Raw genomic sequence first — 20,268 nt, forward strand, 5'->3', positions numbered from 1 at the left:
TCCTACTCACTGGCGAACATCGACTTCTTCTGGGATTCGATGGATTTGAGCAGGCCGTCGATGTCGGCGGGGTCGTTGATGAAGCGCTGGATGGACGGGATCATCACGGTCTGCGCGAAGTCGGGCCGGGTATCGCGGTCCATGAACTGGGAGATCTGTTTGGCGCCGGAGACGAGTTCGGCCGCTTTCTTCTGCAGCGTGTTGTACAAGCCGGTGGACGCCCGGTCGTTGACGGCGACGTTGTTGGGGTCGCTCTTCAGATAGCGCTCCTCGGCGGCCGGCGTGGCGAGGTACTTCAGCAGATCCTTCGCGCCCTTCTTGTTCTTGGCCTTCTTCGCCATGAGGAATCCGTCGACGGGCGCTTCCACCGCTTCCTGGCCGTACCGCGAATCGATCTCCGGGAAGGGGAAGAAGTCGAGATCCTCACGGTCGGCGGCGGTGAACTGCTGGCCGGGGTGCGGGAGTCCGAGCACGGTCATGCCGGCTTTCTTCCGCGCGAGGCTCTGCGCGGCCTCCTGCCAGGTGCGGCCGTTGGCGCCCTGCTGGTGATAGGGCAGGATGGAGCGCCAGAGGTCGAATACGCGCTTGACCCTGGGGTCGGTCCAGGATTCCTTGCCGCGCATGAGCGCGAGGTGGAAGTCGTAGCCGTTGGCGCGCATATCGAGGTAGTCGAAGGTGCCCATGGCGGGCCAGCCGTCCTTGTCGCCGAAGGCGATCGGTATGAGCCCGTCCCCGCGCATCCGCCGGGCGAGCGCCGTGTACTGGTCGAAGGTCTTCGGCACCTCGTAGCCATGCTGCTGGAAGACGCTCTTCCGGTAGAACACGGCCCACGGATAGTAGTAGTACGGCACGAAGTACTGCTTGCCGTCCTCGCCGGTGGACTGGTCCTTCAGCGCCTTCGAGAAGCCCTGGAACCCCGTCCAGAGATCACTGACGTCGGTGAGCAGCCCCTTCTTGGCGAAGAACTGCATCCGGTAACCGGCGAACCACATGAATACGTCGTCCGGGCTGCCCTTGAGATAGCGGTTGATGTTCTGCTGAAAGCTGTTGTGGTCAACGGTGTTGACTTTGACCTTCTTCTTCGACGCCTTCTCATATGCCGCGAAGGATTGGGCGAACGCCTTCTTCGGAACCGGGTCCGAGGCATTGGACCCCAGGGTGATGTCGCCGCCGCCGGGGCCGTTGCCGCAGGCGGTGAGCAGGGCGGGGAGGGCGACCGATCCGGCGCCGAGCGCTGAGGCCCGTAGCAGCGTCCGGCGGGACATCCGATGTCCCGCGCCTTCCGGGACTCCTGTGGCTTCGCGCTGTCCGGCCATACCGCTGAACGATGACTGTGCCATGTCCCCCTCCTCAGGGGTGCAATCGAACACAACCGAACGCAAGTGTTGGGATCTCACCGTCAAGTTCGGGCACCGTCAAGGGTTTTGACACGAAGCGGGGTAACCGTTACCGCATCTCTTCCAACAGAGTCCAACACGGTCTACCGTAAACGCGCGTACGTGACACGTACATGACGTCATGTATTCCTCTGAAGGACGGAGTACCGCATGATGCGCCATCTTCCCGCCGCTTTCACCGGCCGAAGAGTCATCGGATCGCTGGCCGCCGCGCTGCTCTGTACGGCGGGCCCGTCCGGACTGGCCGAGCCCGCCGCCGCGCAGAACACCGCCGCGCAAAACGCCGCCGCGCAGAACGCCGCATCGCAGAAGGCCGCTTCGCAGAACGCCGCCGCGCAGAACGGCGAAACCCGCGGCACTGCCGGGGGCCGCTCGCCCCGCCTCCCCGACGGGCTCGCCGCCACCCCGCCCATGGGCTTCAACAACTGGAACTCGACGCACTGCCGGGCCGAGTTCAACGAGTCGATGGTCAAGTCCATCGCCGACATCTTCGTCGCCAAGGGGCTCAAGGACGCCGGATACCAGTACGTCAACCTCGACGACTGCTGGGCGCTCCCGCAGCGCGACGCGAACGGCAAGCTGGTCGCGGACCCCCAGCGCTTCCCGAACGGCATCAAGGCCGTCGCCGACTACGTCCACTCCAAGGGGCTGAAGTTCGGCATCTACACGAGCGCGGGCGTCAAGACCTGCAACCCGATGGGGCTTCCCGGCGCGCTGTACCACGAGAAATCCGACGCCCAGCAGTTCGCCGACTGGGGCGTCGACTACCTCAAGTACGACAACTGCAACAACCTCGGCCTGGACGCCAAGAAGCGGTACACCACGATGCGCGACGCGCTCAAAGCCACCGGCCGCCCCATCGTCTACGGCCTCTGCGAGTGGGGCCAGAACAAGCCCTGGGAGTGGGCCGCGGACGTCGGCCACCTATGGCGCACGACCGGCGACATCAGGGACCAGTGGGGCAGCATGCTCGCCATCCTCAAGCAGAACCTGCCGCTCGCCCCGTACGCGGGCCCCGGCCACTGGAACGACCCCGACATGCTGGAGGTCGGCAACGGCGGCATGACGGACACCGAGTACCGCACCCACTTCTCCATGTGGTCGATGATGGCCGCGCCCCTGCTCATCGGCACCGATCTGCGCACGGCGACCCCCGAGACGTACGAGATCGTCTCCAACCGCGACATCATCGCGCTCGACCAGGACCCGCTCGGCAAGCAGGGCACGGTCCTGTCCTCCGACGCCGGGCGCTGGACCGTCGTCAAGCAGCTGAAGGACGGCGACCGCGCCGTCGCCCTCTTCAACGAGACGGGCCAGCCGCAGACCATCACGACCACCGCCAAGGCCGTCGGCATGCCCGCGGCCCCCACGTACCGGCTGCGCGACCTCTGGCAGCACAAGCAGCACAACACGCACGGCGAGATCAGCGCCACCGTCCCCGCGCACGGCACCGCCGTCTTCCGGCTCTCGACGGTGAAGCACTGAGCGCGGCGCGCCACGGGCAGCGGGGAGCACCGGCGGGAAGCCCACGAACAGCAGCCCGGCCCGCGCCGGTGATCGGCCCGTAGCGGTCGGCCCGCGCGCGTCACCGCTCGGCGACGCGGGCCGTCCCGTGACGCGCGGCGCGGCCGACGGACGGCCTACGCCGTCGGCGCCGCCGCCTCGTGTCCCGCGCTCCACAGCCCCAGTTCCTGCGCCGCCGCGGCCGCGGCGCCCACCAGCCCGGCGTCCCCGGCGAGCTGCGCCGGAACGACCTCGACGCCGGCGGCGAAGGACAGCGTGGCGTAGCGGCGCAGCTGCTCGCGCAGGGGGACGAAGAGCGTGTCCCCCGCGCCCGCGACGCCGCCGCCGATGACCACGACCTCCAGCTCCACGAGCGTCGCGGTGGCGGCGATGCCGGCCGCGAGGGCCTGTGCGGCGCGCTGGAAGGAGGCCAGCGCGAGCGGGTCGCCGAGCCGGGCCGAGGCGGCGACCGCGGCGGCGCTCGCATCGCCGTCCGGGCCGGGCCGCCAGCCGCTCTCGACGGCGCGGCGGGCGATGTTGGGGCCGCTGGCGATGCGCTCCACGCAGCCGTGCGAGCCGCAGGCGCACAGGTCGCCGTCGAGATCGACGCTGATGTGCCCGATGTGGCCCGCGTTGCCGGTGATGCCGGGGTGGAGCCGGCCGTTCAGTACCAGCCCGCCGCCGACGCCGGTGGAGACGACCATGCACAGGGCGTTGTCATGGCCGCGGGCCGCGCCCTGCCAGTGCTCGGCGGCCGTCATGGCCACCCCGTCGCCGACCAGCACGACGGGGACGGGGCCGGCCGTCTTCGTGACCTCCGCGACCAGCGGGAAGCCGCGCCAGCCGGGCACGTTGACCGGGCTGACGGTGCCGTCGGACGCGTCGACGGGGCCCGCGCTGCCGATGCCGACGGCCCGCACCCGCGACCAGTCGCCGGACTCCTTGAGCTCCTCCAGCACCGCGGTCACCACGCGCATCACCGTCGCGCCGTCCTCACGGGCGGGGGTGGGCCGCTGGGCGCGTACGAGCAGCTGCCCGCGCCCGTCCACGAGGGCGGCCGCTATTTTGGTGCCGCCGATGTCGAGTGCGGCGACGAGGTCGGTGTGCATGGGTGCGATGTCTCCTGGTCCACAGGCGAGGGCAGAGTTGCAGAGCGACAAGTCTCTCCACATTTGACAACGTTGTCCAGGCTCTATGCTCGACGTCACTCCGGTACATACAGCAGCAACGACAGGACGAGTCACCGTGGCCGACACCCCCCGCAGTCCGCAGCCCCGCTACGGCGCCCGGCCGACCATGAAGGACGTCGCCGCGCGCGCCGGGGTGGGCCTGAAGACCGTGTCCCGTGTGGTCAACGGCGAGCCGGGGGTGACGCCCGACACCGAGCGGCGCGTGCAGGAGGCCATCACGGGCCTGGGTTTCCGCCGCAACGACAGCGCCCGGATCCTGCGCAAGGGCCGCACGGCCTCGATCGGCCTGGTGCTCGAAGACCTCGCCGACCCGTTCTACGCGCCGCTCAACCGCGCCGTCGAGGAGGTCGCCCGGTCCCACGGCGCGCTGCTCATCAACGGCTCCAGCGCCGAGGACCCCGAGCGCGAGCAGGAGCTGGCGCTCGCCTTCTGCGCCCGCCGGGTCGACGGCCTGCTGGTCATCCCGGCCGGCGACGACCACCGGTATCTGGAGCCGGAGATGGCCGCCGGGGTCGCGACGGTCTTCGTGGACCGCCCGGCCGGGCGGATCGACGCCGACGCCGTGCTCTCCGACAGCATGGGCGGCGCCCGCGAGGGGGTCGCCCACCTGATCGCCCACGGCCACCGCCGCATCGCCTTCGTCGGCGACCAGCCGCGCATCCACACCGCGAGCGAGCGGCTGCGCGGCTACCGCACCGCGATGGCCGACGCGGGGCTGCCCGTCGACGAGTCCTGGGTGTCGCTGGGGCCGACCGCTCCCGAGCACGTACGGGCCGAGGTCGGCCGGGTGCTGTCCGGGCCCGAGCCGGTGACCGCCGTGTTCGCGGGCAACAACCGGGTGACGGTGACCGCCGTGCGGGTCCTCGCGGAGCGGCCGCACCCCGTGGCGCTGGTCGGCTTCGACGATCTGGAACTCGCCGACCTGCTGGGGATCACGGTAATAGCCCAGGACGCCGCGCGGCTCGGGCGCACGGCCGCCGAGCAGCTCTTCCGCCGGCTGGAGGGGGCGGCGGAGGCGCCGAAGCAGACGGTGCTGCCGACCCGTCTCGTCGCCCGCGGCTCGGGCGAGATCCCGCCGGCGCGGGGCGCGTAACGCCCACCCGGCACGCGGCGCCCGGCTTGAGGATCGCGACGCGCCGCGCACCGCGCACCGCGCACCCGCGGGTCGTAGTCGGGTGCGGCGCGGAACCACGGACGGCGTCCCACGACCGGAGTACCTTCGGCGTCGACAGCGCGCTTTCGGCGCCGAGTTGGGTATCCCTTCCTCACCGGGACGGAGTACCGCGTTCGGCGTCCGTTCCGGAATCAGCTCGGTCTCACATCGCCTCACCGACCAGGAGCACCGTGGACGACCGTACGCTCGAAGCGCTCGGCCTCGCCGAGGCGCCCCGCGAACATCCGCTGATCTATCCCGGCGCCTGGCCCGCCGAGTCCGGACTGCTGCACCAGCGCCGCCTGTTGCCGCTGCGCCCGGTGGCGGGCCGCCGGCTCGCCAAGTGGCAGGTGCAGCCGCCGCCCGGCGGGTTCCGGGGCGACCCCGGCGCCGAGGAGCCCGTGCCGCTCAACTACGCGCTGATGAGCGCCAACCAGACGCTCGTCGGCGACCGCTTCCCCGTGCTCTCGGTGGGGTCCAACGCCTGTCCGGCGCAGCTGTGCCACAAGATGGAGGGCGCGGGCGTCTCCGCGACGATTCCGATGGCCAAGGTGCGGGTGTCGGGGATCGGGGTCGGGGTGTCCGCTTATGTGACGCCCATGGGTTATGTGTCCTCGTCGCCGTACCGCGCTCCGGGCCGCACCATGGACCTGTTCGTGACCTGGCTGGACGTGGCGCAGCTGGAGCTCGTGGACGCGAGCGAGGGGATCTTCGACCCGGTCGGCGAGTACGACCGGGTGGTGCTGCCGGGGGATGTGTTCCGCGCGGAGCTGGCGTCGGGCGAGCTGCTGGGCGGCATGTACGCGTACGTGAACCGGTACGGGGTGCTGCGCGACGGCTCCGGGGCGCCGCGCGACCACCCGGGCGAGCGGCAGCTGCTGACCGAACTCATCGCGGAGTCAAGGCAGTTGCGGGACTGGTTCGGCGCCACGCCGGAGGAGTTCAGCGCGGCGGCCCGCGGGGACCGGCACCTGTGCGAGAAGGGCACCCGGCTCTTCGCGGACGAGGGGCGCGCCACCCGCTCGGGCCTGGAGGAGTACGTGGCCGAGGCCCCGGCGAGCACCGTCTACGACGACATCCACCCGCTCAACGAGCTGCCCGCCGATCACTATCCGGCGTGCCGAACGCCGAACCTCTTCGACCAGCGCGGCGCCGGGGTCGTGCGCGTCTCGGCGCGGCTGGCGCGGGAGCTGGGCGACCCGACCCATCTGATGGTGCAGAACGCGCAGCTGCCGACGGCCCGGCACGAGCGGCTCGGTGCGCTGGCCAGCGTGGTGATCGCGCCCGACATCGCGACCGACGACACGCGGACGATGCAGGTCGACCACTCACTGCGGGTGGGGCTGGGCCTGGAGCCCGGCGAGGCCGTCACGGTCGCGCCCGCGCAGGTGCGGCACGGCAGCAGCCGGTGGACGGGGTTCTTCTTCGGCTCGCCCAACTACGTCGTCTGCCGGGTACAGGACGGGGACCGGGCGAGCGCCGAGCACGAGGTGTGCCTGCTGGACGAGATGACGCTGGAGCTGCTGGGCGTCGCCAGCGGGGACAGCGTGGTGATCGAGGGGTTCCCGGACCGGGAGGGCATCGTCCCGACCCTGGAGCTGAAGGCGATCCGCACCAGTTCGGAGGTGCAGGAGCGGCGGACGCAGCTGCACGGCGGGGATATGACGAGCCGTTACCCGAGCTCTCTGGACGCGCTGGGCACGTTCCCGGATCTGCCGTGGGTGTTCCTGGACCGGCGGCTGTGGTGGGGGCTGGGCCTGGGCGAGCAGTGGCTGGCGACGGTCCGTATCCGCTCCAGCCGCTCGTACCAGCTCAAGAAGGAACTCCGCGAGATGGTGTTCCTGCTGGGGCTCGCCTTCATAGGAGTCGTGACGGTGCTCCAGTCGCTGGTGTGGCAGGCGGCGAGCCTGGGGGTGCTGATCCTGCTGGTGGCCTTCGCGGTGACGGTGCGGATGCGCAGCAGGCTCTCGCAGCGGGCGCGGCTGTTCCGGCACCGCGGCCGGCTGCGCGTGACGCGCCGGGAATAGGGGCCCGGGTCACGCCCCGGGCCGGCCCGCGAGGGCTTCGAGGTCGGCGCGGGTGAGGCCGGTGAGCCGGGCCGTCTCGCCCGCGTCCAGCGCGCCGCAGTCCAGTCCGCGCAGCAGGTAGCCGCTGAGCGCGCGGGCGGTGGCGGGTTCGTCCAGGACGCCGCCGCCCGTGCGGTGCGTGTACGCGACGAGGCGGGCGGCGGCCTGTTCCAGGCCCTCGCGGTAGAAGGCGTAGACGGCGGCGTAGCGGCTGGGCAGGTGGCCGGGGTGCATGTCCCAGCCCTGGTAGTAGCCGCGGGCCAGTGAGCGGCGTACGAGCCGGTGGTGCAGCCGCCAGGCGTCGTGGACCTGTCCGGTGGCCCCGACGGGCAGCACGTTGGTGGAGCCGTCGGACAGCCGGACCCCGGTGCCCGCGGCGGCGGTCTGCATGACGGCCTTGGCGTGGTCGGCGGCCGGGTGGTCCAGGGACTGGTGGGCGGCGCTGATGCCGCAGGCCGCGCTGTAGTCGTAGGTGCCGTAGTGCAGCGCGGTGGCGCGGCCCTGTGCCGCGTCGATCATGCGGGCGACGGTGGCGGTGCCGTCGGCGCCCAGGACGGCCTGGGCGGTCTCGATCTGGATCTCGAACCCGATCCGGCCGGCGGCCAGTCCGCGCGCCTTCTCGAACTCCCCGGCCAGGTGCGCCATGGCGGCGACCTGCTCGGGGCGGCTGACCTTGGGGAGGGTCAGCACGAGCCCCGCGGGGAGCCCGCCGGCGTCCATCAGGCCGGTGAGGAAGATGTCGAGGGTGCGGATGGAGCGGTCCCGGACGGCGGCTTCCATGCACTTCACGCGGATGCCCATGTACGGGGCGGCGGTGCCGTCCTGGCAGGCGGCGGCGGTGAGTTCGGCCGCGCGGGCGGCATCGGCGTCCTCCTCGGCGTCGTCGCGCGGGCCGTAGCCGTCCTCGAAGTCGATGCGCAGGTCTTCGACGGGTTCGTGCTCCAGCTTGGCCCGTACGCGCTCGTGCACGGGTTCGGCGAGCTCGTCGGGGGTGCCGAGGACGGCGGCGAGGGCCGCGGCGTCGGGGGCGTGTTCGTCGAGCGCCGCGAGGGCCCGGTCGCCCCAGGTGCGTAGGGTTCCGGCGGTGAAGGCGTCGGCGGGGACGTAGACGGTGTGGACGGGCTGCCGGGTGCCGGGGTCGCCGGGATAGCGGCGCGCGAGGTCCGCGTCGGTCTCGGCGAGGGACGCGTCGATCTCGTCGCGTACGGCCCTGCCGAGGCTGGTCGCGACCGTCTCCTGCTGTCCCATCCGGCGCCCTCCCGCTGCCCGCCACCCACATCAACATTTTGTGGAAGTCCGTGGGGCGAAGCTAACGGCCCGGCAAACGGGGGTCAACAGCCGCTCCGGAGGCGCCGGATACGGAGCTGCGGCCCGTACGGCCCCGACCGGGTCGTACGGACCGCCGCCTCACCCGCGCGGTCAGCCCTTGCGGGTCTTGACCTCGTCCGTGAGCTGCGGGACGACGTCGAAGAGGTCGCCGACCACGCCGTAGTCGACGAGGTCGAAGATCGGGGCCTCGGCGTCCTTGTTGATGGCCACGATGGTCTTCGAGGTCTGCATGCCCGCCCGGTGCTGGATCGCGCCGGAGATGCCCGCCGCGATGTAGAGCTGCGGCGATACGGACTTGCCGGTCTGGCCGACCTGGTTGGAGTGCGGGTACCAGCCGGCGTCGACCGCCGCGCGCGAGGCGCCGACGGCCGCGCCGAGCGAGTCGGCCAGGCCCTCGATGACGGGGAAGTTCTCGGCGCCGTTGACGCCGCGGCCGCCGGAGACCACGATCGCGGCCTCGGTCAGCTCCGGGCGGCCCGTCGACTCGCGCGGGGTGCGGGAGACGACCTTGGTGCCGGTGGCCTGCTCGCCGAAGGAGACGGCGAGCTGCTCGACCGCGCCGGCGGCCGGGGCGGCCTCGGGGGCGGCGGAGTTGGGCTTGACGGTGATGACCGGGGTGCCCTTGGTGACGCGGGACTTGGTGGTGAACGAGGCCGCGAAGACGGACTGCGTGGCCACCGGGCCCTCGTCGCCGGCCTCCAGGTCGACGGCGTCGGTGATGATGCCGGAGCCGATGCGGACCGCGAGGCGGGCCGCGATCTCCTTGCCCTCGGCGGAGGACGGCACGAGCACGGCGGCCGGGGAGACGGCCTCGTACGCGGCCTGGAGCGCGTCCACCTTGGGCACGACGAGGTAGTCGCCGAACTCCGGGGCGTCGGCGGCCAGGACCTTGACGGCGCCGTGCTCGCCGAGGACCTTCGCGGCCTCCTCGGCGCCCGGCCCGAGGTGCACGGCGACGGGGTCGCCGACGCGGCGGGCCAGCGTCAGCAGTTCGAGGGTGGGCTTGCGGACGGCGCCGTCCACGTGGTCGACGTAGATGAGGACTTCAGCCATGGTTCTGCTCTCCTGCGGGAATGACGAGGGCGGGTGAGGGTTCGTACGGGCCGTCGGACGCTCAGATGAACTTCTGGCCCGCGAGGAACTCGGCGAGCTGCTTGCCGCCCTCGCCCTCGTCCTTGACGATCGTGCCCGCCGTACGGGCCGGACGCTCCGCGGCGTCGTCGACCGTGGTCCAGGCGCCTTCGAGACCGACCTCGTCGGCCTCGATGCCCAGGTCGGAGAGGTCCAGGGACTCCACGGGCTTCTTCTTGGCGGCCATGATGCCCTTGAACGACGGGTAGCGGGCCTCGCCCGACTGGTCGGTCACGGACACGACGGCCGGCAGCGCCGCCTCCAGCTGCTCGCTGGCGGTGTCGCCGTCCCGGCGGCCGGTGACCTTGCCGTCGGCGACGGAGACCTCGGAGAGCAGGGTCACCTGCGGCACGCCCAGGCGCTCCGCGAGAACCGCCGGGAGCACGCCCATGCCGCCGTCGGTGGAGGCCATGCCGCAGATGACGAGGTCGTAGCCGGCGTGCTCGACGGCCTTGGCGAGCACCAGGGAGGTGCCCAGCGCGTCGGTGCCGTGCAGGTCGTCGTCCTCGACGTGCACGGCCTTGTGCGCGCCCATGGACAGCGCCTTGCGCAGCGCGTCCTTGGCGTCGTCGGGGCCGATGGTCAGGACGGTGATCTCGGCTTCATCCGCCTCGTCGGCGATCTGCAGCGCCTGCTCGACCGCGTACTCGTCGAGCTCCGAGAGCAGGCCGTCCACGTCGTCGCGGTCGACGGTCAGGTCCTCGGCGAAGTGCCGGTCGCCGGTGGCGTCGGGCACGTACTTCACACAGACAACGATCCTCAAGCTCACGCCGGCTCTCCTACTGCATCGTCTCTTCAGCTGCCTTGTGCAGGCAGCATAGGCGCCTTGTGGGGCGGATTCCGGTCGGGGCGGCCCCGCTCCGAACGAAATATTACTCGCCAGTACATCCAGGTCATTCCCCGGAAGCAAGGCCACTGAACTGTGACCTTGCCAACGGTGCGGAAACGGCGGGACGGGACGAGGGATCAGTCGCGCAGAGCGTTGAAACGGCCCTGGTGGTAGAGGAGCGGGCGGCCCGCTCCCGCCGGGTCCCCGACGACCGCCTCGGCAAGCACCAGCCGGTGGTCGCCGGCGGGCACCTTGGCCACCACCCGGCACACCAGCCACGCCAGTACGCCGTCGAGCACCGGCACGCCCTCGGGGCCCGTGCGCCAGGAGGTCGGCTCGGCGAAGCGGTCCGCGCCGCTGCGGGCGAAGGTCGCGGCCAGCTCCCGCTGGTGCTCGCCGAGTATGTGCACGCCTACGTGCTCGGCCTCGGCCAGCACCGGCCAGCTGGAGGAGCCGGTGCCGACGCCGAAGGAGAGCAGCGGGGGCTCGGCGGCCACGGAGGTGAGCGAGGTCGCGGTGAAGCCGACCGGTTTCGCGCCCTGCGCGGTGATCACGGCGACGCCCGCGGCGTGCTGCCGGAAGACGGAGCGCAGGAGATCGGGGGCGGCGAGCAGGGGCGTGCCGAGGCCGGGTGAGGCCGTCATGGAGATGTCCTTCTGCTGGAGGTTCGAGCCGGGAGAGGTGCCGTCGCGTCCGCTCACGCGCTCGGACAGCAGGCGCTCGCGGTCCGCAGCAGATCGACGTGCGCACGTCCGTAGAGAAGGAGGGGTCCAGGCCGCATGTCGTCACCCTGACGATTCGCGGTACGCACCGTCAAGGGCCTCTTGCCAGGTGGGAGACGTGTCACGCGGAGGTTTAACCGGTACGCGGCGGCTTCGCCGGCCGCCGGACGCGGTACGCACGACGGCCGTGGGACCCCCGCTCCAGGGACCGTGCCCGCTCGCCTCATCGCCCGCCGCCGCTCAGACGGCCGCGCCGAGCGCGGCGATGACGTCCACGGTGCGCGGCTGCCCCGCGGCCCTGCGCACGACGCGGCCGGCCGCGTCGAGGACGAGGACGGTCGGCGTGCGGTCGACTCCGAGCGCCCGTACGAGCTCCAGCCGGGCCTCCGCGTCGATCTCGACATGAGCCACCCCCTCGACCATGCGGGCCACCTCCCCCAGCGTGCGGCGGGTCGCCCGGCAAGGCTGGCAGAAGGCGCTGGAGAACTGCACGAGCGTCGCCCGCTCCCCCAGCTCCGCGCCGATCTTGGCGGCGCTCAGCCGCTCCCCGCCGTCCCGCTCCCGCACCGCGGCCTCCCTGCGCCGACCCGATCGCTTCTCGTCACTCCGTCAACCGTGCAGCACCGCGGCGGCCCTGAGGATTCCCGCGACGGAAAAATCCGCTGTCCCTGATATCCCGGCCGCCGCGGGTGTAGCTTCTGCTGCACCGGACAGCCGCACGCGACGTGATGAGAATCTCCCGGCGACGACAGCCCACGAGGTGGCCGACAGGCCGGACATCAGGCACGATCTGCCGAAAGCCGAGAACCTACGGCCGCGTAACTTCCGTCGGGAGAACCCTCCCGAGGAACAGAAGGGTCCCCCGATATGGCAGAGCTCGTCTATCCCCCGGTGATCGGTACGGCCCGCACCATGTTCAAAGTGCTCGATCTGCGCTTCGACGCCCAGGGCACGGAGAACGTCCCGCGACGCGGCGGGGCGGTTCTGGTGAGCAATCACATCGGCTACCTCGACTTCGTCTTCTGCGGAATGGCGGCCCGGCCCGCCAAGCGGCTGGTGCGGTTCATGGCCAAGGAGTCGGTGTTCCGGCACAAGATCTCGGGTCCGCTGATGCGCGCGATGAAGCACATCCCGGTGGACCGGGCGGCGGGCATGGAGGCGTACAAGCACGCGCTCAAGGCGCTGCGCTCGGGGGAGATCATCGGGGTGTTCCCGGAGGCGACGATCTCCCAGTCGTTCACGCTGAAGAACTTCAAGTCCGGCGCGGCGCGGCTGGCGCAGGAGGCCGGGGTGCCGCTGCTGCCGATGGCCCTGTGGGGCACGCAGCGGCTGTGGACCAAGGGGCACAAGCGCGACTTCGGCCGCCACCACATCCCGATCGCGATGCGGGTGGGCGAGCCGATGGCCGCCGACCCGGCCGAGCACGCCGACTCCATCACCGAGCGGCTGCGGACGCGCGTCCAGGAGCTCCTGGAGGCGGCACAGCGCGCCTACCCCGTACGTCCCAAGGGCCCCGAGGACACCTGGTGGGTCCCCGCCCACCTGGGCGGCAGCGCGCCGACTCCGGCGGAGGCCAAGGCTCTCGACCGGCGGTGACGGACCGGACCGCGCCGCCTCGGGCTCACGCCGGGGCTGTGCGGTCCGACGCGAGCCCGAGGCGGCGCCGCACATCGTCCGGAGACGCCGCAGTGCGCCCGGCCGTACGAGCCGTTCGGCTCGTACGGCCGGGCGCACTGTCATGCGCGTAGGCGTCGGCGCTAGCGCTGGGCGCCCATCTCCTCCGCGAGGGCCGCGGTGAAGGCGTCCACGTCGGCCTCGGTGGTGTCGAAGGCGCACATCCAGCGGACCAGGCCGGTCGGCTCGTCCCAGTCGTAGAAGCGGTAGCGCTTGCGGAGCCGCTCGCTCACGTCGCGCGGCAGCCGGGCGAAGACGCTGTTGGCCTGCACCGGGTGGACCACCTCGACGCCGTCCACGGCCTGGGCGCCGCGCGCCAGGCGGGACGCCATGGCGTTGGCGTGCGCGGCGCTGCGCAGCCACAGGTCCCCGGCGAGCAGGGCCTCGAACTGGGCCGAGACGAACCGCATCTTGGAGGCGAGCTGCATGGACAGCTTGCGCAGGTGCTTCATGGCCCGTACGGCGTCGGGGTTGAGCACGACGACGCACTCGCCGAACAGCAGGCCGTTCTTGGTGCCGCCGAAGGAGAGGATGTCGACTCCGGCGTCGGTGGTGAACGCGCTGAAGGGGACGCCGAGGGTGGCCGCCGCGTTGGCGAGCCGGGAGCCGTCGACGTGCACCGTCATGCCGTGCTGGTGCGCGTGGTCGCAGATCGCCCGGATCTCCTCGGGCGTGTAGCAGGTACCGCACTCCGTGGTCTGGGTGATCGAGACGACCTGGGGCATGGCCCGGTGCTCGTCGTCCCAGCCGAACGCCTCGCGGTCGATGAGCTCGGGCGTGAGCTTGCCGTCCTCGGCGGGGACGGTCAGCAGCTTGAGCCCGCCGACCCGCTCGGGCGCGCCGCACTCGTCGACGTTGATGTGCGCGCCGTCGGCGCAGATCACCGCTCCCCAGCGCTCGGTGACGGCTTGCAGGGCGACGACGTTGGCGCCGGTCCCGTTGAACACAGGAAACGTTTCTGCACGCGGCCCGAAGTGGGCGCGGAAGACGTCCTGGAGGTGTTCGGTGTAGACGTCCTCGCCGTAGGCGATCTGATGACCGCCGTTGGCGAGGGCGAGCGCCGCCAGGATCTCCGGGTGCGCGCCGGCGTAGTTGTCGCTGGCGAAGCCGCGCAGCTCGGGGTCGTGACGGCGGACGGCGTCGGTGGCCGCCGGGGCCTCGGTCACGGTTCGGGGGTCAGCCACAGACGGGTTCCGTTCACTTCGGTGGCGGGGCGGTCCCAGACGCCGACGACGGCCTCGGCCAGGTCCTTGACGTCCGTGAAGCCCGCGAATTTCGCGTTCGGGCGCTCGGCGCGCATCTGATCGTGCACGAGTGCCTTGATCACCAGGATGACAGCCGCCGCCGACGGGCCGCTCTCGCCCCCCGCCTTGCGGAAGGCGTCGCCGAGCGCGAGGGTCCACGCCTCGGCCGCGGCCTTGGAGGCGGCGTAGGCGGCGTTCCCGGCGGTGGGCTTGGACGCGCCTGCCGCGCTGATCAGCACATACCGTCCGTTGCCGGCCCGCTTGAGGGCGGGCTCGAAGGCGAGGGAGGTGTGCTGCACGGTACGGACCAGCAGCTTCTCCAGCTTCGCCCAGTCCGCGAGGTCCGTCTCCGCGAACGTGGCGGAGCCCCGCCAGCCGCCCACCAGGTGCACCAGGCCGTCGACGCGGCCGAACTCCTTCTCCGTGCGGTCCGCCCAGGCGCGGGTCGCGTCGAGGTCCAGCAGGTCCACCGTGTCGCCGGTGACCGTGGCCCCGCCGTGCGCGTACCGCGCCGCGTCCACGGCCTCGGCGAGGCGCGCGGGGTCCGCGTCGGCGGCGACGACGGTCGCCCCGGACTCGGCGAGGCGCAGCAGCGCGGCGCGGCCGGCCGGGCCCGCGGCCCCGGCCACCGCGACGACGGCCCCGTCGAGCCGGCCGCCGTACGTGGGAGTGCTCATGGTCTTCGCCCCTTCCGGCTGTTCTCCGTGCTCGTTCACGCGGCCACTCGCCCGGCGCTCTCGGCGGTGATGCCCTTGGTGGAGGCGATCACCTTGCGCAGCTTCTTCGAGAGGGCCTCGTAGAACATGCTGAGCGGGAACTCGTCCGGAAGCACGTCGTCCACGAGCTTGCGCGGCGGCTGGTTCAGGTCGAGGGCGTCGGGGCCCTTGGCCCAGACCGAGCCGGGGTGCGGGGCGAGGTAGGTCGAGACGAGCCCGTACGCGGCGAACCAGTGGACGAGCTTGGGCCGGTCGATGCCGTCGCGGTAGAGCTGCTCGATCTCGCCGCACAGCTGGTTGGTGACCTGCGGTGCGCGGTCCCAGTCGATGTGCAGTGTGTTGTCCGTCCAGCGTACGACGTCGTGCTGGTGGAGGTAGGCGAAGAGCAGCTGGCCGCCGAGCCCGTCGTAGTTGCGCACCCGCTCGCCGGTGACGGGGAAGCGGAACATTCGGTCGAAGAGGACGGCGTACTGCACGTCGCGGCCCTGGCGGTAGCCGTCGGCCTCCAGCTTGACGGCCTCCCGGAAGGCGGTGAGGTCGCAGCGCAGCTCCTCCAGCCCGTACATCCAGAACGGCTGGCGCTGTTTGATCATGAAGGGGTCGAACGGCAGGTCGCCGTGGCTGTGGGTGCGGTCGTGGACCATGTCCCACAGGACGAACGCCTGCTGGCAGCGGTCCTGGTCGCCGACCATCTCCGCGATGTCGGCGGGGAGTTCGAGGCCGAGGGTCTCGACGGCGGACTCGGTGACCCGGCGGAAGCGGGCGGCCTCCCGGTCGCAGAAGATGCCGCCCCAGGAGAAGCGCTCCGGGGCCTCGCGGACGGCGATCGTCTCCGGGAAGAGGACGGCCGAGTTGGTGTCGTAGCCGGAGGTGAAGTCCTCGAAGGTGATGCCGAGGTAGAGCGGGTTGTCGTAGCGGGTGCGCTCCAGCTCGGCCAGCCAGTCCGGCCATACGAGGCGCAGGACGACCGCTTCGAGGTTGCGGTCGGGGTTCCCGTTCTGGGTGTACATCGGGAAGACGACGAGGTGCTGGCGGCCGTCGACGCGCTGGGCGGCGGGCTGGAAGGCCAGCAGCGAGTCGAGGAAGTCCGGCACGCCGAAGCCCTCCGCCGCCCAGCGGCGCAGGTCCGCGACGAGGGCCGCGTGGTAGGCGGCGTCGTGCGGGAGCAGCGGGGCGAGCTGCTCGACGGCCGCTACGGCCCGCTCCACCAGCGCCGCGACGTCGTCGCCCGGTGGTGCGCCCTCCGCCTCGAAGTCGATGGAGCCGTCCTTGGACTGCCAGGGGCGGATCGTCTCCACGGCGTCCTTGAGGGCAGACCAGGCCGGGTGGTCGACCACGCGCTCAGCGGTCGGCGAACCGGACTCCGCGATCGCGGACGTAAGCGTCTGTGTCATGACTGATCCCTCCACTGGAGAACCTGGCGTTAAGACACCGTATCCATGTGTCCTTCGCTCACTCAAGGGCAGCCGCCATAAATTATCCTGCTGACCCCCCTATCTCACCGCCGTTTTTCCTGCCGGAATCGGCTCGCGGACCGGGTTCTATCACTTATGGCGCAGGAGTAGGGGTTGCGGGATCGGGGCGGATATGCAGGGTCCCGGAGGCCGGGAAAGACCCCCGGCGGCCCCGGGCGTCAGCGCGCGGGGGACTCGCCCACCCACGGGTGACGGGGCCGGGCCGCCGCCGGGATCACCGCCCCGTTCGCGACCCGTACGCGCCCCGCCGCCGCGTGGCCTCCGGCGCCCAACGGCCCCCGCGTACGGGCCCGTCGGCGCGGACCGCGCTGTCGGAGGCCCCCGTTAGGCTGCGGCCGTGTCCGCTCCAGCCACCGACGACGGAAGCGAGAGAGCTTTGTCTTTCCTCACGATCGGCCACCGCGGGGTGATGGGCGTGGAGCCCGAGAACACCCTGCGCTCCTTCGTCCGCGCGGACCGTGCGGGACTGGACGTCATCGAGCTGGACCTGCACCTGAGCAAGGACGGCGCGCTCGTCGTGATGCACGACGCGGACGTCGGCCGCACCACGGACGGCGAGGGCCGCGTCGCCGACCTCACCCTCGACGAACTGCGCGGGCTGGACGCGGGGCGCGGTGAGCGGGTCCCCGTCTTCGAGGAGGTCCTCGACGCGGTGCGGGCCCCGATCCAGGCGGAGATCAAGGACGCGGCGGCGGCCCGCGCCCTCGCCGAGGTGCTGCGGCGGCGCGATTTGACCGGCCGCGTCGAGGTGATCTCCTTCCACGACGCGGCGCTCGCGGAGATCGCGAAGCTGCTGCCGGGCGTACGGACCGGGCTGGTCGCCCAGTACTACGGCCTCGACGTGATCGACCGGGCGAAGGCCGTGGGCGCTGCCGTGCTCGTACTCGACATCGGCAGACTCACCCTGGAGCTGGTGGAGCTCGCGCACGCCGCCGGGCTCAAGGTCATCGGGTGGGTCGTCAACACCCCCGAGCACCTCAAACTGGCGCGCGGCCTCGGCCTGGACGGCGGCACCACCGACTTCCCGGAGATCAAGAACGCGGCGCGCTATACGGCATAGGCCGCTGCCGCCGCCGCGCCACAGCCCCTCGCCGCCCGCACCGCAGGGGCCGCCGTCTCCGAACCCCCGCGGACACGGGCGGAATTCATGAACCCGCAATGAAATTCCGGTATGCGGACGGATGCCGAAATGATCTGGACAGACCCCGGTCCGCCTGCGAGTCTCCCGCCATGCCCGTCGCCAACCAGCACGTACGACTCGCCGCCACCGCCGCCGTCCTGCTGCTCGCGGCGGTGACCGGCTGCGCACCGCAGGACGAGGCCGACGCCTCCAAAACCTCCGCGACGACGAAGGAGACCTGTGCGCGAGGGAAGTTGACCACGCAGACGCCCGGCAAGCTGACCGTCGGAACGGACAAGCCCGCCTACGCCCCCTGGTTCCAGGACGACGATCCGGCGAGCGGCAAGGGCTTCGAGTCGGCGGTCGCGTACGCGGTGGCCGACCGGCTGGGGTACGGCCGTTCCGACGTGCTGTGGCAGACGGTGGCCTTCAACAACGCCTTCGCGCCGGGCGCGAAGAAATTCGACTTCGACCTCAACCAGATCTCCATCAGCGACGAGCGGAAGAACGCCGTCGACTTCTCGTCCGGCTACTACGACGTCCGCCAGGCCGTCATCGCCCTCAAGGGCTCCCCCGCCGCGAAGGCGAAGACCGTGGCCGACCTCCGCAAGGCGAAACTCGGCGCGCAGGTCGGCACCACCAGCCTGGACGTGCTCACCGACGTCGTCCGGCCCGAGCGGCGGCCGGCCGTCTACCAGAAGAGCGACTTCGCCAAGTCGGCGCTGAAGAACGGCCAGGTCGACGCGATCGTCGTGGACCTGCCGACCGCCTTCTACATCACCTCCAGCGAGGTGGAGGACGCCGAGGTCGTCGGGCAGTTCGAGAACACCGGCGGCAGGGCCGAGCGGTTCGGGCTCGTCCTGGACAAGGGCTCCCGGCTGACCCCCTGCGTCAGCGGGGCCGTGGACGCGCTGCGCCGCGACGGCACGCTCGCGAGGATCGAGAAGAAGTGGCTGTCCGAGGCGGTCGACGCGCCGGTGCTCAAGTGAGCGCGCGGGAGGCCGTACCCGACGGGGCCGAGGAGTACGTACCGTCCGCCCGGCGGCTCGAGCGCGAGCGGTTCCACCGCACCCGGACCCGGCGGGCGACGGCGATCGCGGCCGGCAGCTCGCTGGCGACCGCCGTGGTGCTCTACCTCGTGATCACGCGCTCGCCCGGCTGGCCGCGCACCCGCGACACGTTCTTCTCCGCCCACTACGCGCGCGAGGCGCTGCCCAAGGTGCTCGACGGGCTCTGGCTCAACGTCCGCCTGCTGGTGGTCTGCGGCGCGTGCGTCCTCGCCCTGGGCCTGCTGCTCGCCGTCGCCCGCACCCTGCGCGGCCCGGTGTTCTTCCCGCTGCGCGCGCTCGCCACCGCCTACACCGACTTCTTCCGCGGGCTGCCGCTGATCATCTGCCTGCTGCTGGTGGTCTTCGGCGTCCCGGCGCTGCGGCTCCAGGGGGTGACCACCGACCCGGTGCTGCTGGGCGGCGCGGCGCTCACCCTGACGTACTCCGCGTACGTCGCGGAGGTCTTCCGGGCGGGCATCGAGTCCGTGCATCCGAGCCAGCGCGCGGCCGCCCGCTCGCTGGGCCTCTCGGCCGGGCGGACGCTGCGCTATGTGGTGCTGCCGCAGGCCGTACGGAGAGTCGTGCCGCCGCTCCTGAACGACCTGGTGTCGCTCCAGAAGGACACCGGGCTGGTCTCCATCGCGGGCGCGGTGGACGCGGTGTACGCGGCGCAGATCATCACGGGCAAGAGCTTCAACTACACGCCGTATGTGGTCGCCGGGGTGATCTTCGTGGCGCTGACGATCCCCATGACGCGGTTCACGGACTGGATCACGGCGCGCACGGACCGCCGCCGGGCGCAGGGAGGAATCGTATGAGCGAGCCGGGACCGGCGCGGACGGCCGAGCCGGACCACGCGGCCGGAGAGGCGGACCGGCCGGCCGAGCCGGTGCTGCGGCTGGAGGCGGTGCGCAAGAGCTTCGGCCGGTCCCTCGTGCTGCGCGACGTGGATCTGGCGGTGCCCTCGCACACCGTGACCGCGCTGATCGGCGCGTCCGGCTCGGGCAAGTCCACGCTGCTGCGCTGCGCGAATCTGCTGGAGGAGATCGACGACGGCGCGATCTTCCTGGACGGCGAGGAGATCACCGACCCGCGCGTCGACCCGGACGCCGTGCGCCGCCGGATCGGCGTGGTCTTCCAGGCGTACAACCTCTTCCCGCACATGACCGTGCTGGAGAACATCACGCTCGCCCCGCGCCGGGTGCACGGCGTGCCCCGCGAGGAGGCGCGGGAGCGGGCGCGCGAACTGCTGGAGCGGCTCGGACTCGCCGACAAGGCGGCCGAGTACCCGGACCGGCTCAGCGGCGGTCAGCAGCAACGCGTCGCGATCGTACGGGCGTTGGCGGTCCGCCCCCGGCTGCTGCTGCTCGACGAGATCACCGCCGCGCTCGATCCGGAGCTGGTGGGCGAGGTGCTCGGCGTGGTGCGCGATCTCAAGGAGGACGGCATGACGATGGTGCTGGCCACCCATGAGATGGGGTTCGCGCGGGAGGTCGCCGACCAGGTGTGCTTCCTGGACGGCGGGGTGGTGCTGGAGCGCGGGACGCCGCGGGAGATCTTCGGCGCGCCGCACCAGGAGCGCACGCGGCGCTTCCTGCGGCGGATCGTGGAGGCGGGCCGGCTGTAGGGCCCGCGCCCCGGCTCGGGCCGGGGCGGACCGGGTCCGGCGG

General features: G+C 71.7%; 17 protein-coding genes and 1 pseudogene. 8 read left to right on the forward strand and 10 right to left on the reverse strand.

The features are described from left to right. Positions 1–2 precede the first annotated feature (2 nt). Entirely contained in the window at positions 3–1,265 is a 1,263-nt protein-coding gene (locus tag AB0I49_RS11000) for an ABC transporter substrate-binding protein (protein WP_363226714.1), read from the reverse strand. A gap of 285 nt (positions 1,266–1,550) precedes the next feature. On the opposite strand from AB0I49_RS11000, the pseudogene AB0I49_RS11005 reads away from it, so the two are divergent. Further along, positions 1,551–2,867 (forward strand): annotated as a pseudogene (locus AB0I49_RS11005) (glycoside hydrolase family 27 protein); the annotation flags it as partial. Positions 2,868–3,037: 170 nt separating this feature from the next. Here AB0I49_RS11005 and AB0I49_RS11010 read toward each other — a convergent pair. Next, positions 3,038–4,009 (reverse strand): ROK family protein, encoded by a 972-nt coding sequence (locus AB0I49_RS11010; protein ID WP_363226574.1) that lies wholly within the window; start codon positions 4,007–4,009, stop codon positions 3,038–3,040. A 136-nt stretch (positions 4,010–4,145) separates the two neighbouring features. Between AB0I49_RS11010 and AB0I49_RS11015 the strand changes: the two genes are divergently transcribed. Both AB0I49_RS11015 and AB0I49_RS11020 read left to right on the forward strand, forming a co-directional pair. Then, complete coding sequence (locus AB0I49_RS11015; RefSeq protein WP_363226575.1) at positions 4,146–5,183, forward strand: LacI family DNA-binding transcriptional regulator; 1,038 nt, start codon at positions 4,146–4,148, stop codon at positions 5,181–5,183. A gap of 251 nt (positions 5,184–5,434) precedes the next feature. Further along, positions 5,435–7,270, forward strand: coding sequence for a hypothetical protein (locus AB0I49_RS11020; RefSeq protein WP_363226723.1), 1,836 nt, complete (start codon positions 5,435–5,437; stop codon positions 7,268–7,270). A gap of 9 nt (positions 7,271–7,279) precedes the next feature. Here AB0I49_RS11020 and AB0I49_RS11025 read toward each other — a convergent pair whose 3' ends face one another. From AB0I49_RS11025 to AB0I49_RS11045, 5 genes are all read right to left on the reverse strand, one after another. Further along, positions 7,280–8,557, reverse strand: a complete 1,278-nt coding sequence (locus AB0I49_RS11025) for an aldolase/citrate lyase family protein (RefSeq protein ID WP_363226576.1) — start codon at positions 8,555–8,557, stop codon at positions 7,280–7,282. A 171-nt stretch (positions 8,558–8,728) separates the two neighbouring features. Further along, entirely contained in the window at positions 8,729–9,691 is a 963-nt protein-coding gene (locus tag AB0I49_RS11030) for an electron transfer flavoprotein subunit alpha/FixB family protein (RefSeq protein ID WP_363226577.1), read from the reverse strand. Between the two features lie 61 nt (positions 9,692–9,752). Further along, the gene (locus tag AB0I49_RS11035) at positions 9,753–10,538 is read right to left on the reverse strand and encodes an electron transfer flavoprotein subunit beta/FixA family protein (RefSeq protein WP_363226578.1); all 786 of its coding nucleotides are present in this window, start codon (positions 10,536–10,538) and stop codon (positions 9,753–9,755) included. A gap of 197 nt (positions 10,539–10,735) precedes the next feature. Then, entirely contained in the window at positions 10,736–11,242 is a 507-nt protein-coding gene (locus AB0I49_RS11040; RefSeq protein WP_363226715.1) for a flavin reductase family protein, read from the reverse strand. 318 nt (positions 11,243–11,560) lie between these two features. Beyond that, positions 11,561–11,887 carry a thioredoxin family protein gene (locus AB0I49_RS11045; protein WP_363226579.1) on the reverse strand — a complete coding sequence of 109 codons (327 nt, stop codon included), beginning with the start codon at positions 11,885–11,887 and terminating at the stop codon, positions 11,561–11,563. Between the two features lie 300 nt (positions 11,888–12,187). Between AB0I49_RS11045 and AB0I49_RS11050 the strand changes: the two genes are divergently transcribed. Then, positions 12,188–12,916 carry a lysophospholipid acyltransferase family protein gene (locus AB0I49_RS11050; protein ID WP_363226580.1) on the forward strand — a complete coding sequence of 243 codons (729 nt, stop codon included), beginning with the start codon at positions 12,188–12,190 and terminating at the stop codon, positions 12,914–12,916. Between the two features lie 161 nt (positions 12,917–13,077). Here AB0I49_RS11050 and AB0I49_RS11055 read toward each other — a convergent pair whose 3' ends face one another. From AB0I49_RS11055 to AB0I49_RS11065, 3 genes are read right to left on the reverse strand one after another with little or no spacing between them, the layout of a single operon-like run. After that, positions 13,078–14,178: a low specificity L-threonine aldolase gene (locus AB0I49_RS11055; RefSeq protein ID WP_363226581.1), complete on the reverse strand. Its 1,101-nt coding sequence runs from the start codon at positions 14,176–14,178 to the stop codon at positions 13,078–13,080. Beyond that, positions 14,157–14,915: an SDR family NAD(P)-dependent oxidoreductase gene (locus AB0I49_RS11060; protein WP_363226582.1), complete on the reverse strand. Its 759-nt coding sequence runs from the start codon at positions 14,913–14,915 to the stop codon at positions 14,157–14,159. The genes AB0I49_RS11055 and AB0I49_RS11060 overlap by 22 nt, the downstream gene beginning before the upstream one ends. A gap of 35 nt (positions 14,916–14,950) precedes the next feature. Beyond that, positions 14,951–16,348, reverse strand: a complete 1,398-nt coding sequence (locus tag AB0I49_RS11065) for a DUF6421 family protein (protein ID WP_363226583.1) — start codon at positions 16,346–16,348, stop codon at positions 14,951–14,953. Between the two features lie 457 nt (positions 16,349–16,805). On the opposite strand from AB0I49_RS11065, the gene AB0I49_RS11070 reads away from it, so the two are divergent. The 4 genes from AB0I49_RS11070 to AB0I49_RS11085 all read left to right on the forward strand — a co-directional run bounded on the left by AB0I49_RS11070 (position 16,806) and on the right by AB0I49_RS11085 (position 20,225). After that, complete coding sequence (locus AB0I49_RS11070) at positions 16,806–17,489, forward strand: glycerophosphodiester phosphodiesterase family protein (RefSeq protein WP_363226716.1); 684 nt, start codon at positions 16,806–16,808, stop codon at positions 17,487–17,489. Positions 17,490–17,659: 170 nt separating this feature from the next. Further along, complete coding sequence (locus AB0I49_RS11075) at positions 17,660–18,538, forward strand: ABC transporter substrate-binding protein (RefSeq protein ID WP_363226584.1); 879 nt, start codon at positions 17,660–17,662, stop codon at positions 18,536–18,538. Next, complete coding sequence (locus AB0I49_RS11080; protein WP_363226585.1) at positions 18,535–19,416, forward strand: amino acid ABC transporter permease; 882 nt, start codon at positions 18,535–18,537, stop codon at positions 19,414–19,416. Before AB0I49_RS11075 ends, AB0I49_RS11080 begins: the two co-directional genes overlap by 4 nt. Continuing rightward, positions 19,413–20,225, forward strand: a complete 813-nt coding sequence (locus tag AB0I49_RS11085; RefSeq protein ID WP_363226586.1) for an amino acid ABC transporter ATP-binding protein — start codon at positions 19,413–19,415, stop codon at positions 20,223–20,225. The genes AB0I49_RS11080 and AB0I49_RS11085 overlap by 4 nt, the downstream gene beginning before the upstream one ends. Positions 20,226–20,268 lie beyond the last annotated feature (43 nt).

The sequence above is a fragment of the Streptomyces sp. NPDC050617 genome (assembly GCF_040654795.1).
Classification (GTDB): Bacteria; Actinomycetota; Actinomycetes; order Streptomycetales; family Streptomycetaceae; genus Streptomyces.

Coding starts and splice junctions, on each gene's coding strand:
- AB0I49_RS11000 (WP_363226714.1), bottom strand. CDS start 1,265: ATGTCCCGCCGGACGCTGCTACGGGCCTCAGCGCTCGGCGCCGGATCG.
- AB0I49_RS11010 (WP_363226574.1), bottom strand. CDS start 4,009: ATGCACACCGACCTCGTCGCCGCACTCGACATCGGCGGCACCAAAATA.
- AB0I49_RS11025 (WP_363226576.1), bottom strand. CDS start 8,557: ATGGGACAGCAGGAGACGGTCGCGACCAGCCTCGGCAGGGCCGTACGC.
- AB0I49_RS11030 (WP_363226577.1), bottom strand. CDS start 9,691: ATGGCTGAAGTCCTCATCTACGTCGACCACGTGGACGGCGCCGTCCGC.
- AB0I49_RS11040 (WP_363226715.1), bottom strand. CDS start 11,242: ATGACGGCCTCACCCGGCCTCGGCACGCCCCTGCTCGCCGCCCCCGAT.
- AB0I49_RS11050 (WP_363226580.1), top strand. CDS start 12,188: ATGGCAGAGCTCGTCTATCCCCCGGTGATCGGTACGGCCCGCACCATG.
- AB0I49_RS11060 (WP_363226582.1), bottom strand. CDS start 14,915: ATGAGCACTCCCACGTACGGCGGCCGGCTCGACGGGGCCGTCGTCGCG.
- AB0I49_RS11065 (WP_363226583.1), bottom strand. CDS start 16,348: ATGACACAGACGCTTACGTCCGCGATCGCGGAGTCCGGTTCGCCGACC.
- AB0I49_RS11075 (WP_363226584.1), top strand. CDS start 17,660: ATGCCCGTCGCCAACCAGCACGTACGACTCGCCGCCACCGCCGCCGTC.
- AB0I49_RS11085 (WP_363226586.1), top strand. CDS start 19,413: ATGAGCGAGCCGGGACCGGCGCGGACGGCCGAGCCGGACCACGCGGCC.